Genomic DNA, 16952 nt, shown 5'->3' with positions numbered 1-16952 from the left:
GTTAGATTTTTATTAATTGAAAAAATCATTCTGATATCCGGCATGGCATGAACATTTTAACGGAAAACTAATTTTGAAATTCAACTTTTTTGCACATATTGCACATTAGAATATGTCGAAATATAGAAACTCTTTTTTGCTTTCGGGCGTTGCTGCACTTTCAGGGATCTTGTTATGGCTGGCATGGCCTGATCACGGATTTACTCCATTAATTTTCATTGCTTTCGTTCCATTACTTTTTTGTGAGCATGTTTATTCCCGTTCAAAGGAGAAAAATAATGGCCGCAAACTATTCGGAAAATTTTTCATCGGAATGTTGTTATGGAATATACTGACAACCTGGTGGATCTATTTTTCGAGTGATGTTGGCAGCTTTGTTGCCATCGGATTGAATAGTTTATTTATGGCTGTGGTGTGGTATTTATTTTACCGCGTTAAAAAAAGTCAGGGCCCGGCAATCGGGTATTCTTCCTTCGTACTTTTCTGGATAGCATTCGAATATCTGCACCTTAACTGGGAGATCAGCTGGCCGTGGTTAACTCTGGGAAATGCTTTTGCAACACATCCTGAATGGATCCAATGGTATGAATATACAGGTGCATTGGGCGGTTCGTTGTGGATCCTGATAATAAATCTGCTGGTATTTCAACTTGCAAAAAATTTCTGGTACAGAGATCTGCTGTTACGCTTGAGGAAAATCAACATCCTTCTGCTTTCGTTGCTGATCTTTATTTTACTTGCAGGGCCGACAATATTTTCACTCTACATTTATTATGAGCATAAAGACAAAGGCATCGAAACTGAAGTTGCAATCGTTCAGCCGAATATTGATCCTTACAATGAAAAATTCAGTGGCACGGGTGACGAACAATTAAATAAAATTCTTCGGCTCTCATCAACTGTACTTGATACAAATACCGAATATTTACTTGCTCCTGAAACAGCAATGCCTGACGGGATCTGGGAAGACCGGATTGAAGTAGATAAATCTGTTTTATCGCTTAGAAGATATGTCGACCATTTTCCGAAACTCAATGTGATCATTGGACTAACTTCCTTCAAACAGTATAATGATTCTTCAAAAAGAACTGTTACATCAAGGAAAATGAATGGAAGTGAAAATTATTTTGATGTCTTCAATGCTGCAATGCTCATGGGCGATGCATTGCCAATTCAACTGTATCATAAAAGTAAACTTGTTCCAGGTGTTGAAAAAATGCCGTATCCGAAAATTTTCGGCTTTCTGGAAAATTATGCAATTGAATTAGGTGGCACTTCCGGAAGTCTGGGAACACAACCTTACCGTACAAATTTTGTTGCAACTGATGGAAGTAAAGTAGCCCCTGCAATATGTTATGAATCCATTTATGGCGATTTCATGAGTGGTTACATGCGCGACAGTGCACAGTTCATCGCAGTAATTACCAACGATGGATGGTGGGAAAATACTCCCGGTTACAGACAACACATGAACTACGCGAGAATACTTGCAATCGAATTCAGAAAAAGTATTGCTCGTTCTGCAAATACAGGAATCAGTTGCTTCATCAATCAACGCGGCGATGTTTCACAACCTACTCAATGGTGGGTGGAAGATGCTATTCACGGAAAAGTTTATAGAAACAAGACCGTCACTTTTTATGCCCGCAATGGAGATTTTATCGGTTTTATTTGCGCTTTTCTGACTTGTTCGATCTTGCTTTATTTTGGGTTTAAGAGGATCTTGCATTTGTTTTAAGCAAGAAAATTTTTTCCCCCGCAGATCTCGCGGATCACGCAGATTTAGCGCAGAGTTATGTGTTTTTTCTCTGTAATCTGTGAGAGATAATTTTAGCTGTATTTTTTCCAGCAGATTTCGGAGTAAGCAGATTTTTTCTGAAAATTCTTCATTTGATCTGCGAGATTTGCGAGATCTGCGGGAAATATTTTATTACGAATTTTTTCAACCGGATCACGCAGAGATCTGCCGGAGAAAAATCACTACTAAAAACCTTCCGGTTTCTCCCTAAATCTCACTAACTTCGCCATTCAAATCTCCCGACTTTTGGGAAAGTAATTTTTACAAAAGATTCTATGTCTTCATATGATGTTACTGTAATTGGCTCCGGTCCAGGAGGTTATGTGGCAGCAATCCGTTGCGCTCAACTTGGACTGAAAACTGCCATAATTGAGAAATATAATTCATTAGGTGGAACTTGCCTGAATGTTGGTTGTATTCCTTCCAAAGCTTTACTGGATTCTTCCGAGCACTATCATAATGCTGCTCACACTTTTTCTATTCATGGAATTCAATTAAAAGATCTGAAAGTCGATCTTCCAAAAATGATCGCAAGAAAAAATGATGTCGTCAAACAAAATGTAGATGGCATAAATTATCTGTTGAAAAAAAATAAGATCGATGTTTTTTATGGCGTTGGAAGCTTTGAATCTGCAAATAAGATTTCAGTGAAAGCTGAAGGAAAAGATGTTGTAATCCTTGAAACAAAAAAAACAATCATTGCAACCGGATCAAAACCTGCATCACTGAAAGGAATTGAGACCGATAAAAAAGAATTATAACTTCTACCGAAGCATTGAATCTTTCTGAAATTCCAAAACATCTTGTCATCATCGGCGGCGGAGTCATTGGACTTGAACTTGGTTCCGTTTATGCACGTATGGGGTCAAAAGTTTCTGTTGTTGAATTCACCGATTCTATCATTGGAACAATGGATCGTTCTCTTGGAAAAGAATTACAAAAGTCATTACAAAAGATCGGATTTGAATTTTATCTCAATCATAAAGTTACCGGTGTTACTTCAGATGGAAAAAATGTTTCTGTGAAAGCTGATGCTCCGGGAGATAAAAAACTCGAGCTTGAAGGTGATTATTGTCTGGTTAGCGTTGGAAGAAAACCATACACCGACGGACTACAACTTGACAAAGCCGGGGTAAAAACAGACGACCGTGGCCGTGTTGAAGTCAATGAGCATTTACAAACAAACATTGCAGGGATTTATGCAATTGGTGATGTGGTGAAAGGTGCTATGCTTGCTCATAAAGCAGAAGAAGAAGGAATAATGGTTGCAGAAAGTATTGCTGGACAAAAACCACATATAAACTATTTGCTGATTCCGGGTGTTGTATATACATGGCCGGAAGTTGCAGCAGTTGGCTATACTGAAGAAGAACTTAAAACACAAAAGCGTGAATATAAAACCGGAAATTTTCCTTTCAAAGCAAGTGGTCGTGCACGTGCGAGTATGGACATGGATGGTTTTGTAAAAGTTTTAGCAGACAAGAATACAGATGAAATACTGGGCGTTCACATGATCGGTCCACGTGTTGCTGATATGATCGCTGAAGCTGTTGTTGCAATGGAATACAGAGCTTCTGCAGAAGATATTGCACGTATGAGTCATGCGCATCCTACCTACACGGAAGTATTTAAAGAAGCTTGTCTGGCAGCTACTGACAACAGAGCTATTCACATTTAATCATTGCATAGAATTAATTTATGAAGACTGGAGTACTCATCGTAAACCTTGGAACCCCTGATAGTCCGGCAACTTCTGATGTCAGAAAATATCTGAGTGAATTTTTAAATGATCCAAGGGTGATCGACATTCACCCAATCGCAAGAATGTTCCTTGTCAATCTGATAATTGTTCCATTCAGAAGTTCAAAATCAGCGAAACTATATAAGGAGATCTGGCGGAAAGATGGAAAATCTCCTCTGCTCCACTATAGCGAACGTCAACATGAACTTCTTTCAAAATCATTGGGAGAAAGATATGACGTGCAAATGGCAATGCGTTATCAAAGTCCATCATTAGACAGTGCATTAGAACATTATAAAAAACAATTTTACAAGAAAATAATTGTACTTCCTCTTTTTCCGCAATACGCTTCTGCTTCGACAGGTTCAGTTCAGGAAAAAATTATGAGTATTATTTCTAAATGGGAGATCGTTCCTGAAATAGAATTCATCAATAGTTTCTGTGACCATCCTGATTTCATTCAGGCCTTTGCAGAGTTGGGTAACAAACATAATCCTTCAAATTATGATCATGTTCTGATGAGCTTTCATGGTTTGCCTGAACGACAGATTAAAAAAGGTGACAACTTTGATCATTGTCTGAATGACGGATGCTGCGATACGCTGAATGATAAAAACGCATTTTGTTATCGTGCGCAATGTCATCAGACTGCACGAAAAATGGCAGAAGCCATGAACATTCCAAAAGAAAAATATACGATCTGCTTTCAGTCACGTCTTGGAAAAGATCCATGGATAAAACCTTATTCGGATATGATCATTAAAGAACGTGCAGCAAAAGGTGATAAAAAATTACTCGTCTTTGCCCCTGCCTTTGTTAGTGATTGCCTTGAAACAGTTTACGAAATCAGCGTGGAGTATGGTGATTTGTTCAAGGAACATGGCGGTGAAAAAGTACAGCTCGTTGAAAGTTTAAATGATTCACCAAAATGGATCGAGGCTATGAAGAATATCATTCGTCAATAACCAATGAATAGAGTTACGATCACTTTTCCGGTTGAAAACATTTCAGTTGAAAAATTATTGAATTGGGCCAAGCGGTATGATGTGTTCACTCTTTTAAACAGCAATTCACATTCCAATAATCAGACTGACAATTACAGCAATTTTGATGTCCTACTTGCTGTTGATCCTGTTGAAATCTTCATGTATGAAGATCTTTTTCATGCACTAAAATTTATTTCTGATTCCAATGACTGGTACATTTTGCATTTGTCATACGATCTGAAAAATAAAATTGAAACGCTCTCCTCCACTAACCCTGATAAAATAAATTTTCCGGAATTCATAATTTACCGACCTGCTGTTGTTTTTGAGATCAGAGAAAAAAAGCTTTTTGTTCATTACATTCAGGAAAAATATTCTCCTGAAGAGATCAATTTATTTATTGAACAGATCAAAGTTCAGGAACCTGATCAATCTACTAAAGGAACAGAGATCAGAATTGACCAACGTTTAAGTCGTGATGAATATATTTCTGAGATCAACGAAATTAAAAACAACACATTCAACGTGGAGATATTTATGAAATGAATTATTGCCAGGAATTTTATTCTGAACATGCAACGATAGATCCTTTTCAAACCTATTTAGATCTGAATGAAATATCTCCAATGCCATTCAGCGTTTTCTCAAAATACAATGAGCATTTCTTAATGTGTGCAAGTCCGGAAAGATATCTGGCGAAGCGCGGACAAAAAATAATTTCGCAACCAATAAAAGGCACAGCACGACGAGATAGCAATCCGGAAGAAGATAAATTAATAGCGGAAAGACTTTTTCACGACGAAAAAGAACGGTCTGAAAATGTAATGATCGTTGATCTGGTAAGAAACGACCTATCAAGAACTGCTAAGAAAGGTTCCGTTAAGGTCGAAGAACTTTTCGGCATAAAGACATTCGTCCAATTACATCAAATGATCTCTACAGTAACTTCCGAGCTTGCTGAAGGGAACAACATCTCTGATCTGATCCGAACCACCTTTCCCATGGGCAGTATGACCGGAGCTCCGAAGATCAGGGCAATGGAAATAATTGAAGTTACTGAAAAAACAAAAAGAGGCCTTTATTCGGGAACAGTTGGCTATCTTTCACCAAACGGAGACTTTGATCTCAATGTGGTGATCAGAAGCATTCTTTATAATTCCGAAAAAAAATATCTTTCCTTTACAGTCGGGAGTGCAATTACGATTGGAGCTGCTGCAGAAAAAGAATATGATGAATGTTTACTGAAAGCTGAGGCAATGAAAAAAGTACTTTTGAAAAAATAGTAATATGCTGCTGACCGAGTTCAACAACTTTTTAATTGAAAAAGATCTACTCAAGCAAGGACAGAATGTTCTTGTTGCAGTAAGTGGCGGACTTGATTCAATTGTTCTCTGCAGACTTTTAAGAGAAAGTAAGATTGATTTCGTAATTGCTCACTGTAATTTTAAACTCCGTGGAAAGGAATCTGACGGCGATGAAGAATTTGTAAAAAAAATTGCGGCTGCTTATAATGTTCCGTTTTATAGTATTCAATTTAAGACAAAGTCATATGCAAAAGAGAATAAACTTTCAATACAGGAAGCAGCACGTGAACTGAGATACAGATGGTTCGAAAAGATCAGGGCAGAGAATGAAATTGACAAGATCGCAGTAGCACATCATTTGAATGATTCAATTGAGACATTTTTCATCAATACAATTCGTGGAACAGGTTTGTCAGGAATGAAAGGCATTTCTGCACTCAATGGACATATAATCCGGCCACTTCTTTTTGCTACAAGAGAAGAATTAGAGCATTTTGCAAGGAAGAAAAAATTGAAATGGCGTGAAGACAGTTCAAATGCCGGCGACGACTACCTCCGCAACCGCATCCGACATACAGTAATACCGGAATTAAAAACAAAGAATCAGGAATTTGAAAAAGCATGCAACGCTCCCTTGATTTTTTTGATTTTGCTAATCACATACAGAAAACATTTATTGAAGACTGGAAAAAGAAAAATACTTCAGTAACGCCTGACGGCTCTGTTACAATCAGGTTAAAACCTGTAATGGATTTTCAATTCAGTGCGGCTTTATTATCTGCCGTTCTGCATTCTTATGGAATCACAAATCTGGAACCGGGAAAAATTCTGAACGCATCGCCGGGAAAGATCTTTCAAAGTCAGTCTGCCCGCATCCTCTACGATAGAAACTCTTTAGTACTTCAACCAAAAAAATCAGAGCCAACGCAGGAATTCTTAATTTCCCATACACCGGATCAGTTGGAAATCGGTGATCACAAATTCAGTTTTGAAACTATCAGTTCAAACCGCCTGACAGCTATCCCAAGGGAAGAAAATATCCAGGCTGTTGATGCCGGTAAAATAAGTTATCCACTACAAGTAAGAAAATGGCAGGCCGGCGATTCCTTTTATCCCCTTGGGATGACTAAAAGAAAGAAAATCAGCGACTTTTTGATCGATAAAAAAGTGAATAGATTTGAGAAAGAAATGACCTATGTGCTCTTGTCGGGTAAAGACATTGTATGTATCTTGGGACATCGTATAGACGACCGTTTTAAAATCACGGAAGAGACGGTTTCTGTACTGTACGTTGAACGAATTTATGGCTAACGAATCAACACCGCTTTATGTAGAAAAACAGTACCTCGGTTATAACCAACTGAGTATGCTGCGACGTCTGTCACTTGCTTTATTCTGCTTCGGTTTGTATTGGTGGAAAGTGACTAACAACCACAATGGTGATCTTTTCTTTCTTCTGGGAGTTGTCATAATCGTTATCAGCATCATTCTGCTTTTTGTTTTGCATTTAAAGATCCGGGTTTTTAAAACTTATATTGAATTAGATGGTTTATGGACTACAAAGAAAGTCAGTATTGAATTGAAAGATATTGTAAAAGTAGAGCGTAAAAAATACAGTCAATATAACCTGAACAACGCTGTTTTCAATCTGCATCTGAAGGGTCTGATCCGTTTTTATACCGGCGGCAATGAAGCAGTAGAGATCACAGACAAAGACGGTAACCCGTACCGTATTGGAACTCAACGTCCGGTTGAGCTGGAAAAAGTGCTGAAAGAATTGATTGCAGCGTAAAATTTTCCGTTGAGTTTTTCGTCATTAACACTAACCACTTAAAATAAACAATAAACAATGAAAAAGTACCTAATTTGGATCATCCTCGGAGTTCTGGTTTTGTTTTCGATCACTTCTTACAACGGTTTAGTTGGATCAAGAGAATCAGTCAACAAGGCATGGGCGAATGTTGAAACACAGTATCAACGTCGTGCAGATCTTATTCCTAATCTGGTAAACACTGTAAAAGGTGCTGCTGATTTTGAAAAATCTACACTTACTGCTGTAATGGAAGCACGTGCGCAGGCAACGAGCATCAGAATCGATCCGAACAATATTACTCCTGAAAAACTTCGTGAATTCCAGGCTGCTCAAGCGCAGGTTGGTGGAGCATTGGGAAGATTGCTTGCAGTAGCAGAAAACTATCCGCAGTTGAAAGCTGTTGAAAGTTTCAATCAGCTTCAAGCGCAATTAGAAGGAACGGAAAACCGTATCACTGAATCACGTCGTCAATACAATGAAGCTGCTCAGGAATATAATGCTTCACGTACAAAATTCCCGAGAGTGATTTTTGCAAGCTTATTCGGATTCCCTATGAAACCATATTTTGAATCAGACAAAGGCAGCGAAAAAGCTCCTGAAGTAAAATTCTAATGGCAGCAGAAGATAAATTATCTGAAAAGGAACGTCAGCAGATCTTAGCTACAATAGCTGCTGCTGAAAAAAACACATCAGGTGAAATACGCCTTTTTGTTGAAGATGTATGTGGAGAAAACGTGCTCGACAGAGCAGCATACATCTTCGACAAATTAGGAATGAAAAATACGAAAGACAGAAACGGAGTTTTATTCTATCTTGCTTTCGAATCCCGTCAGTTTGCTATTTTAGGTGATGCCGGTATACATGCAATTGTCAAAGATGACTTCTGGCATGAGATCAAAGCAAAGATGACCAACTATTTCACAGAAGGCGAATTTGTAAAAGGCCTGACCATTGGAATTGAAATGTCCGGCAAAGCACTAAAGACTCATTTTCCATATCAGTCGAATGACAAAAATGAATTGTCAGACGACATCGTTTTCAAAGTATAATTTACAACCAATAAATTACCGGAGTGATCACATTCACAAAAATTCTTTCTCCACAATTCTACCGCTCATTACTTGCGGTTTGTCTTGTGCTATTTTCTTTCGCAGGAATTGCAGCTGATGATTTCCCGGAAAAACCAAACCGACTTGTCACCGATTTCACCGGAACTTTGCGTCCTGATGAACTTCAATCAATCGAAAACAAACTTGTTGCTTTTGATGATACCACATCAATGCAGATTGCAGTTGTCGTAATGGCATCAGTTGGTAATTATGATATTTCTGATTACGCAGTTCAGCTTTTCAACAAATGGAAGATCGGCGATAAATCAAATAACAGTGGCGTTCTTTTGCTGGTTGCTAAAGACGACAGAAAAGTCTGGATCACGACCGGGTATGGAATGGAAGGTGTTTTTCCGGATGCCTTAGTAAAGCAGGTCATCGATCGTGAAATTGTTCCCAAATTCAGAAGCGGTGATTATTTTGGTGGTATTGATGCAGGAACTTCTGCAATCACAGGAATTGTAACCGGAGAATATAAAGCATCAGGAAAAAAATCAAAAGGTGATAAAGGTGGAATATTTCCTTTCCTTATGGTTGCATTCATTTTCTTTGTCATTATAATTTCTCAGGTAGGAAGAGCAAAAAGATACGGCCGCAAAAATAATTTAGGATTCTGGGCAGCATGGGCACTACTCAATGCAGCTTCCAGCAGAAGTCATGGCTCGTGGGGTGGATTCACCGGCGGTGGTGGTGGATTCGGCGGCGGCGGCGGCTTCGGAGGATTTGGTGGCGGTAGTTCCGGTGGCGGCGGTGCCGGAGGCAGTTGGTAATTTTCTACCTTGATATAGTCCCGATTGCTTTCAAATCACGCATACAGTCTACAAGTAGTGACATTCCACACTCAAACTCAAACTGACACTCCCATTGGGCTTGAGAGTAAGTACGATTGTGATGCTCATCAACATATCGATGCTGAAAGAAAGCACCATACCAGAACCGGGTTTCGGTAGACACACACAAAATTTATGAAATATCTATTCTACTCATTCCTTCTTCTATTCATATCCTGTACTTCTCCCAAATCAAACAAGCCTATCATCGGCTTCATCGATCAACTTCAGGATGAAACATTAGAAAAAGCAAAAACAGGTTTCTTCGATGCACTGAAGCAAAATGGTTTTGATTCTTCGAGCATTGAAGTCATTTATCGCAATGCACAAAATGATCAGCCAACGATGTTGCAATCGCTTGACTATATCATCAGCAAGAATCCTACTCTGATTGCTACCAACCCTACTCTGCCTACTATCTCTGCTGTTCAGAAAACGAAAACGATTCCGATCTTTATGATGGTTTCACCGCGACCTGATCTGGCAAAGCTTACTGATGCAGCAGGGAAATCACCTGCTAATTTATTTGGCACTTATGAAACACTCGATTACCTTGATACTGCATTACTATTAATAAAAAATGTTTTGCCTAATGCAAAAAAAGTCGGCACCATTTATAATCAGAGCGAACCACAATCAGTTGATGCACTGGCACGAATTGAAAAAACATGTACAGATGCTGGATTGGTACTTATAAAAATGCCTGTAAATAATTCAAGTGAAACGCAATTGGTTGTAGCTTCACTTCTTTCAGAAAATATTGATGCATTTTTTGCCTTGCCTGACAATACTGTTTTTTCTTCGATGGAAATAATCGTAAAAAGTTGCGACGACAAAAATGTTCCTGTTTTTACAAGTGAAGAAGGTTTAGTCAGTCGTGGTGCTGTAGCAGCATTCGGCGCTGATATGTATCAATGGGGTTTTCAGAGTGGGACACAAGCAGCAGCTTTTCTCAAATCGAAATCAACTTCGGGTTTAGCTCCGGAAATAGTCACTGTTCGCAGACGTGTTTATAACCAAATGAAAGCTGAGCAGTTTGGTTTAGCATTCGATAGTACCTTCACGTCAGTAAAATAAAACTGATGAGCTTTTATTTAAGCGCAATTATTCTGGGACTTGGATTTGCTTCGCTTGCTATGGGCATTTTTATTTCTATGCGCATTTTTAATATTCCGGATATTACGACTGACGGAAGTTTTACTTTAGGCGGCGTTGTAGCAGCTGTTCTTATTTCAGATGGCTATACTCCCCTCTTTGCTTTACCGATCGCATTTTTTGCAGGTGCAGCTGCGGGAGCAATTACAGGATTTATTCACACCCGGTTAAAAGTCAATGCACTTTTAGCAGGTATACTTGTTATGACTGCATTATATTCTATCAACCTTGCTATTATGGGGAGATCGAATCTTCCACTGATAAATTATCCTTCAATTTTTTCCTCAAGTTCATTTTCAGATTCATTGGCAATACAACAGTTTATTATACTTACTCTGATCATTCTCGTAATTTTCTCCGCTCTGATCTGGTTATTGAAAACAGATTTCGGTCTGGCAATGCGGGCAACAGGGAACAATGAAAAAATGATCCGTGCATTAGGAGTCAATACTGATGCAATGAAAATATTTGGGATCGCACTGGCAAATGGCTTGACTGCAATCAGCGGATATCTCATCACACAGATCCAGGGCTTTGCTGATATAAATATGGGAATTGGTGTTGTGATCATTGGACTAGGGTCAGTCATGATCGGACAAATTCTTTTTTCCCGAAAAGGAAATGAAAGACTGCTGATCCAGCTTACAGGAGTGATCATAGGGAGTATTGTTTTCAGAATGATCCTGGCATTTGCATTGAGCATTGGAATCGATGCAATTTATCTGAAACTTGTTGTTGCAGTTTTTGTACTTATCGTTGTGAGTATTCCTAACTTAAAAAGTAAAGCATGATAGAACTGCAGGGAATCTCCAAAACATTTAATAAAGGTTCTGCAAATGAAAACCATTTGCTTCATGATTTTCATTTATCAGTAAAACAAAATGAATTCACACTGATAGTAGGAAGTAATGGTTCCGGCAAATCAACATTATTGAATTTACTTGCCGGAAACATATTCCCGGAAACAGGAAAAATTCTGTTGGATGGAATAGATGTTACCGGACTAAAAGATTACCAAAGAAGCAAGTGGATAGCCAGGATCTTTCAGGACCCGCTGGCCGGAACTGCGCCGGATTTGAGCATTTTAGAAAACTTCAGAATGGCTTCATTGCGAACTCATGGTAAAAGCCTTAAATTAGGGATTGATCGAAAATTCATCGATTCGATTCAGGAAAAGGTTTCCGGACTGGGCCTCGGATTAGAAACAAAACTAAACCAGAATATGGGTTCATTATCAGGCGGACAACGCCAGGCATTAACTCTGCTAATGGCAACTTCTGATGAAACTAAGCTGTTATTGATGGACGAACCTGTTGCTGCGCTGGATCCAAAAACTGCCGGAGTTATTATGAAACTTGCAAATGATATCATCAAACAATCGAACCTCACTGCCATTATGGTAACTCATTCAATGAGAGATGTAATGGAATATGGCGACCGATTAATTATGCTTAAAAACGGTAAAATCGACAGAGATCTGTCAGAAACAACTAAAAAGAACATCCAATTAAATGAGCTATATGATTGGTTCGGCAGGTGAAATTATCTAAATTCGTCCGAATAAAATCGCAAACCCCTTTTTGCGTTAGTGGCTCTACTCCTTATATGAAAAAAGCAACCTTTCTCCTGTTCTTTTTAATGCTTGTTGGAAATGTTTTCGGACAAATTATCCAACCCGGAAAATGGACATTTTCAAAAGAAGATAATAAAAATGGAGAATATACTCTCATCTTCAAATTGAAGATTGATCCGGAATGGCACGCCTATGCACAGTCGCAACCGGATGGAGGTCCCGACAAAATGATTTACACTTTTAAAAAATCAGATTGTTATCAAAGAATAGGAAAAGTAATTGAACCTAAACCACACATTAAATTTGACTCGATCTTTATGATCGATGAACATAGTTTTGATGGTGAAGTTATTTTCAAACAAAAAGTGAAGGTCAATTCAAATTGCAAGATCACCGGTTCTGTATATGCTCAATATTGCAAAGATTTATGTGTACAGTATGATACTGATTTTGAATTTACATTCGGCGATATAAAATCTGAAGCTACCCCATTAGATACGAATACTCTTGTTCAGAATCCTGAAATTAATGATACGTCTCAAATTGTAAATGCTGTAATCACACCGGGACAACTTGAAGAAGGCTGTGGTGGCGATGGACAGCCGATCTCAAACGCTGATAAATCACTGATCGCAATTTTCATTGCCGGATTACTTGGTGGATTTGTTGCTTTACTTACACCTTGTGTGTTTCCAATGATACCGATGACTGTCAGCTTTTTTACTAAGCGCAGTGGCAGCCGGAGAAAAGGAATTATGAATGCTATTATTTATGCATTATCAATAATTATCATTTACGTCTCACTCGGACTTTTTGTAACAGTAACATTTGGTTCCGATGCATTGAATGAATTATCGAGCAATGCATTTTTCAATCTCTCCTTCTTTATCATATTCGTCATCTTTGCCATCTCATTCTTCGGTGCCTTTGAAATAACGTTGCCCAGCTGGATGATCAACAAAGCAGATTCTGCCAGTGATAAAGGTGGGTTGCTTGGAATTTTCTTTATGGCATTTACTCTGTCATTAGTTTCTTTCTCTTGTACAGGTCCGATCATCGGAACATTATTAGTTGAAGCTGCACATGGACAAAGTTATCTCGGACCATTGGTGGGGATGTTCGGATTCTCCTTTGCACTCGCTGTTCCGTTTGCAATCTTTGCATTATTTCCGGGCTGGCTGAATTCATTACCGAAATCAGGTGGTTGGTTGAATACAGTAAAAGTCACCTTAGGATTTATTGAACTTGCACTTGCATTCAAATTCTTATCAAACGTTGACCTTGCTTATCACTGGGGATTTTTGAAAAGAGAAATGTTCATCGCTATCTGGGTTGTTATCTCATTGATGCTTGGACTTTATCTCATAGGCAAAATAAAACTTTCACATGATTCTGATGTCCCTTACATTTCTGTGGGAAGACTGATCGTATCCATCATCGTTTTTACATTCGCATTGTATCTTATTCCGGGAATGTGGGGCGCACCACTTCGTCTGATCAGCGGATTTCCTCCGCCTGATTTCTATAAAGAATGGCAGACCGGAAAAGAAAATGAATGTCCCCACGACCTGAGTTGTTTCCATGATTATGAAGAAGGAATGGCGTATGCAAAAATTCACAATAAGCCTGTGATGGTAGACTTTACAGGTTGGGCTTGTGTTAATTGCAGAAAAATGGAAGACAATGTCTGGAGTGATCCGAAGGTGATGAAGAAAATCCGTGAGGAATATGTCCTGATTTCACTTTATGTTGATGATAAAAAAGCACTTCCTCAAACAGAACAATATATTTCGACATTGAGTGGAAAAAATATTAAAACTACAGGCAATAAATGGAGCGATTTTCAGGCATCTAAATACAATACAAATTCGCAACCTTATTATGTTCTGCTCGACAATAAAGGAAATATTTTAGCGCAGCCGCGCGGTTATACTCCTGACATTCAGACGTATGCAAACTTCCTTGATGAAGGCTTGTGCAGATACCAGAAGCGACAGGAATAAGCTTTAGTTACTAAGGCTATTTTTTCAAAAAAGGAAAAATAGCCTTTTTTTATACCCTTTCCTTTGAATTTGATGTCCCAAAACAACTCTATTTTTCCAAACAACAGATTTAGAATTCATTATGAGTGGAAATCAATTTTTAAAGGACTATTTATTAAATTACATTTGCGCACCTTTTAAAGAAAATGCAAAAAAAGTTTGTTACCAACCTGGGGTTAGTTCTTTTATTGAATCTCCTCATCAAGCCATACTGGATCTTCGGTATTGACCGGAATGTTCAGTTGATTGTCGGTACCGAACAATATGGATTCTATTATGCCATTTTCAGTTTTTCTTTTCTCTTGAATATTTTACTTGATTTTGGAATTACCAATTTCAACAATAAAAATATCAGTCAGAATAATCATCTGCTCAGCAAACATCTTTCGAGTATCATCGTCTTGCGGATCATGCTTGCACTGGTCTTTGCTATAATAACTTTTTTAGCCGGATTAATTGTTCAATACAATTCCGACATGTTGAAAATGCTGATAGCAGTAATTTTCAACCAGATTCTTCTAGGATTTATTCTTTATCTGAGATCTAATCTGGCAGGAATGCATTTGTTCAAGACTGACAGCATTGTTTCAGTACTTGACAGACTGATCATGATTGCCATCTGTAGTTACCTGATCTACCTCCATAATCACGGCGGTGAATTCAGCATTACCTGGTTTGTTTACTCGCAGACTATTGCATATGTCATAACAGTATTCATTACACTGACAGTAGTATTAAAAAAGGCAAAGATCCGACGACTACAATGGCGATGGCCATTTTTCGTAATGATCATGAAAAAATCTTATCCGTATGCTGTACTTGTTTTGCTGATGACTTTTTACAACTGGAGCAATGGTCCTATGCTTGAACGACTTTTGCCATTCAGAGTTGGTGCACATCAAGCCGGAATATTCGCTTCTGCAAACCGTCTACTGGATGCAGCCAATATGATTCCGGTTTTGTTCGCAGGATTGCTGTTACCAATATTTGCACGGATGATCAAATTAAAACAAAATGTTGAAGAGATGGTCAGACTATCATTTTCACTTCTCGTAATTCCGGCAATAGTTGTTGCAGTTTGTTGTTCTTGTTTTAGTCTGGAATTAATGGATTATCTGAACAAAGGTAATCACGTTCAGGAATCATCGGATGTTTTCAAGATCATAATTTTCTGCTTTGTGCCTGTCTCTGCAACTTATATTTTCGGAACATTACTCACAGCAAATGGGAGCCTGAAACAACTGAATATTATGGCCGGTCCCGGTATGATCATTTATATTATTATGAATGTGATTTTAATCCCGAAATTTTCAGCAGTAGGTGCAGCCATTTCATCTATCACTACACAATCATTCACTGCCCTTGTTCAGATTTTCATGGCAAACAAAGCTTTTAATTTCAGAAAAAATTTCAGACTCATTACTTCACTTGCAGTTTTCATAGCAGCTTGCTTTTTCATTAACAACTTTGCTTACCACCTGAATTTATTCTGGATGATCCGCTTCGCAATTGGCGCCGGAGCATGCTTTATTGTGGCGTTGGCGTTGAACTTGATCAGCGTGAAGAATATTTATTATATTTTGAAGTATGGAGAGGAGTAATTACTCTCAATAAATTGTTCAAAGTTCAAAGTTCAAAGTTGGCTTCGTAGTCACCTACAAAGCCAACTTTGAACTTTGAACTTTGAACTTAAATTACTTTTATTCGAAGCCGCCATCGCAATTCCCGCAACAACTAAAACACCGCCAACGATCGGCGACCAGCGGATGGGAGTTTTTTCTTCTTTGTTAATTTCAAGTGGACCAAGGTCTACAACTTTTTCTTTAGTGATGAGGTTAAATCCTGTAAAGATCACCATCAATGCTCCGATCACGATCAGAACGATACCTGCTTTTTTCATAGTTTTTATTTTGTGTTTAGTGCACCGATCTCACCTTTTTCGGCAGCTTTTTTAAGTTTCTTATTTGCAAAGATGGCAACATCTACTCTGCGGTTTTGTGTACGACCTGCTTCAGAAGTGTTCTCAGCCATTGGCTGTTTTTCTCCATATCCATTCGTAGAAATTCTTCCGCCGCTAATAGCATTTGCTTTCAGATAATTACTCACAGCATCAGCACGTTTCTCTGAAAGTGTCTGATTGTGTTCGTCGGTACCTGTATCATCGGTATGTCCTTCAATGAGAATATTTGTATCATCATATTTATTTAATGTCTTAGCAAGGTCATTTAGATTTGTTTTACTTGCTTCAGACAAAGTATAAGAATCAACTCCGAATAATAATCCTGAATCAAATGTAATTTTGATCCCTTCTCCTACTCTTTCAACTTTTGCACCTTGCAGATCACGTTGCAATTCTTCTGCTTGTTTATCCATGTAATTTCCAATCAGAGCACCTGTAGTTCCTCCTACTGCTGCTCCTATAATGGCACCCATAATAGTATGATTTGATTTGCTACCGATTGCAGCTCCTGCTGCAGCACCAACACCGGTTCCTACTGCTGCTCCTCGCTGAGTTTTATTCCAGTTGCAGGCTGAAAAAATAAATACACTTTGCGCAACGATTAATACGATTGCGATCTTGAATTTTGACTGTTTCATATA

15 protein-coding genes and 2 pseudogenes are annotated in these 16952 nt (G+C 38.4%); 15 read left to right on the top strand and 2 right to left on the bottom strand.

The features are described from left to right. The first annotated feature begins 112 nt into the window (after positions 1-112). The 15 genes and pseudogenes from lnt (at position 113) to IPL24_18790 (ending at position 15952) form a co-directional block, all read left to right on the top strand. Positions 113-1738 (top strand): apolipoprotein N-acyltransferase, encoded by a 1626-nt coding sequence (gene lnt, locus IPL24_18860; GenBank protein MBK8365644.1) that lies wholly within the window; start codon positions 113-115, stop codon positions 1736-1738. Positions 1739-2073: 335 nt separating this feature from the next. Beyond that, positions 2074-3476: pseudogene (lpdA, locus tag IPL24_18855) on the top strand (dihydrolipoyl dehydrogenase). A gap of 20 nt (positions 3477-3496) precedes the next feature. After that, positions 3497-4504, top strand: coding sequence for a ferrochelatase (hemH, locus tag IPL24_18850; GenBank protein MBK8365643.1), 1008 nt, complete (start codon positions 3497-3499; stop codon positions 4502-4504). A 3-nt stretch (positions 4505-4507) separates the two neighbouring features. Beyond that, a pseudogene (locus tag IPL24_18845) lies at positions 4508-5808 on the top strand (anthranilate synthase component I family protein). Between the two features lie 4 nt (positions 5809-5812). Next, on the top strand, positions 5813-6538 hold the full coding sequence (gene tilS / locus IPL24_18840; GenBank protein MBK8365642.1) for a tRNA lysidine(34) synthetase TilS: 726 nt from the start codon (positions 5813-5815) through the stop codon (positions 6536-6538). 38 nt (positions 6539-6576) lie between these two features. Further along, the gene (gene tilS / locus IPL24_18835; GenBank protein MBK8365641.1) at positions 6577-7140 is read left to right on the top strand and encodes a tRNA lysidine(34) synthetase TilS; all 564 of its coding nucleotides are present in this window, start codon (positions 6577-6579) and stop codon (positions 7138-7140) included. Positions 7141-7207: 67 nt separating this feature from the next. Further along, positions 7208-7621, top strand: a complete 414-nt coding sequence (locus IPL24_18830; protein ID MBK8365640.1) for a hypothetical protein — start codon at positions 7208-7210, stop codon at positions 7619-7621. 57 nt (positions 7622-7678) lie between these two features. Further along, a complete protein-coding gene (locus IPL24_18825) occupies positions 7679-8254 on the top strand; it encodes a LemA family protein (protein ID MBK8365639.1) in 576 nt (191 codons plus the stop codon). After that, a complete protein-coding gene (locus IPL24_18820; GenBank protein MBK8365638.1) occupies positions 8254-8691 on the top strand; it encodes a TPM domain-containing protein in 438 nt (145 codons plus the stop codon). Before IPL24_18825 ends, IPL24_18820 begins: the two co-directional genes overlap by 1 nt. A gap of 41 nt (positions 8692-8732) precedes the next feature. Beyond that, positions 8733-9521: a TPM domain-containing protein gene (locus tag IPL24_18815; GenBank protein MBK8365637.1), complete on the top strand. Its 789-nt coding sequence runs from the start codon at positions 8733-8735 to the stop codon at positions 9519-9521. Between the two features lie 195 nt (positions 9522-9716). Continuing rightward, positions 9717-10658: an ABC transporter substrate-binding protein gene (locus tag IPL24_18810; protein ID MBK8365636.1), complete on the top strand. Its 942-nt coding sequence runs from the start codon at positions 9717-9719 to the stop codon at positions 10656-10658. Positions 10659-10663: 5 nt separating this feature from the next. Further along, positions 10664-11527: an ABC transporter permease gene (locus tag IPL24_18805; GenBank protein ID MBK8365635.1), complete on the top strand. Its 864-nt coding sequence runs from the start codon at positions 10664-10666 to the stop codon at positions 11525-11527. After that, positions 11524-12276: an ATP-binding cassette domain-containing protein gene (locus IPL24_18800; protein MBK8365634.1), complete on the top strand. Its 753-nt coding sequence runs from the start codon at positions 11524-11526 to the stop codon at positions 12274-12276. Before IPL24_18805 ends, IPL24_18800 begins: the two co-directional genes overlap by 4 nt. A gap of 65 nt (positions 12277-12341) precedes the next feature. Continuing rightward, positions 12342-14312 (top strand): thioredoxin family protein, encoded by a 1971-nt coding sequence (locus IPL24_18795; GenBank protein MBK8365633.1) that lies wholly within the window; start codon positions 12342-12344, stop codon positions 14310-14312. 185 nt (positions 14313-14497) lie between these two features. Next, complete coding sequence (locus IPL24_18790; protein MBK8365632.1) at positions 14498-15952, top strand: oligosaccharide flippase family protein; 1455 nt, start codon at positions 14498-14500, stop codon at positions 15950-15952. 50 nt (positions 15953-16002) lie between these two features. Here IPL24_18790 and IPL24_18785 read toward each other — a convergent pair whose 3' ends face one another. Together IPL24_18785 and IPL24_18780 are read right to left on the bottom strand one after the other, a co-directional pair. After that, a complete protein-coding gene (locus IPL24_18785; GenBank protein ID MBK8365631.1) occupies positions 16003-16251 on the bottom strand; it encodes a hypothetical protein in 249 nt (82 codons plus the stop codon). A 5-nt stretch (positions 16252-16256) separates the two neighbouring features. Beyond that, positions 16257-16949, bottom strand: a complete 693-nt coding sequence (locus IPL24_18780) for an OmpA family protein (GenBank protein ID MBK8365630.1) — start codon at positions 16947-16949, stop codon at positions 16257-16259. Positions 16950-16952: the final 3 nt, after the last annotated feature.

This window comes from Bacteroidota bacterium (assembly GCA_016711505.1).
GTDB lineage: Bacteria > Bacteroidota > Bacteroidia > AKYH767-A > 2013-40CM-41-45 > JADKIH01.
The sequence above is the reverse complement of the archived record's forward strand: the minus strand, read 5'-3'. Positions and strand labels throughout refer to the sequence as shown.

What these genes read in the sequence shown, in the direction of transcription:
- IPL24_18820 (MBK8365638.1), top strand. Translation starts at nt 8,254, where the DNA reads ATGGCAGCAGAAGATAAATTATCTGAAAAGGAACGTCAGCAGATCTTA.
- IPL24_18795 (MBK8365633.1), top strand. Translation starts at nt 12,342, where the DNA reads ATGAAAAAAGCAACCTTTCTCCTGTTCTTTTTAATGCTTGTTGGAAAT.
- IPL24_18790 (MBK8365632.1), top strand. Translation starts at nt 14,498, where the DNA reads ATGCAAAAAAAGTTTGTTACCAACCTGGGGTTAGTTCTTTTATTGAAT.
- IPL24_18810 (MBK8365636.1), top strand. Translation starts at nt 9,717, where the DNA reads ATGAAATATCTATTCTACTCATTCCTTCTTCTATTCATATCCTGTACT.
- lnt (MBK8365644.1), top strand. Translation starts at nt 113, where the DNA reads ATGTCGAAATATAGAAACTCTTTTTTGCTTTCGGGCGTTGCTGCACTT.
- tilS (MBK8365642.1), top strand. Translation starts at nt 5,813, where the DNA reads ATGCTGCTGACCGAGTTCAACAACTTTTTAATTGAAAAAGATCTACTC.
- hemH (MBK8365643.1), top strand. Translation starts at nt 3,497, where the DNA reads ATGAAGACTGGAGTACTCATCGTAAACCTTGGAACCCCTGATAGTCCG.
- IPL24_18780 (MBK8365630.1), bottom strand. Translation starts at nt 16,949, where the DNA reads ATGAAACAGTCAAAATTCAAGATCGCAATCGTATTAATCGTTGCGCAA.
- IPL24_18800 (MBK8365634.1), top strand. Translation starts at nt 11,524, where the DNA reads ATGATAGAACTGCAGGGAATCTCCAAAACATTTAATAAAGGTTCTGCA.
- IPL24_18785 (MBK8365631.1), bottom strand. Translation starts at nt 16,251, where the DNA reads ATGAAAAAAGCAGGTATCGTTCTGATCGTGATCGGAGCATTGATGGTG.
- tilS (MBK8365641.1), top strand. Translation starts at nt 6,577, where the DNA reads ATGGATTTTCAATTCAGTGCGGCTTTATTATCTGCCGTTCTGCATTCT.
- IPL24_18825 (MBK8365639.1), top strand. Translation starts at nt 7,679, where the DNA reads ATGAAAAAGTACCTAATTTGGATCATCCTCGGAGTTCTGGTTTTGTTT.
- IPL24_18805 (MBK8365635.1), top strand. Translation starts at nt 10,664, where the DNA reads ATGAGCTTTTATTTAAGCGCAATTATTCTGGGACTTGGATTTGCTTCG.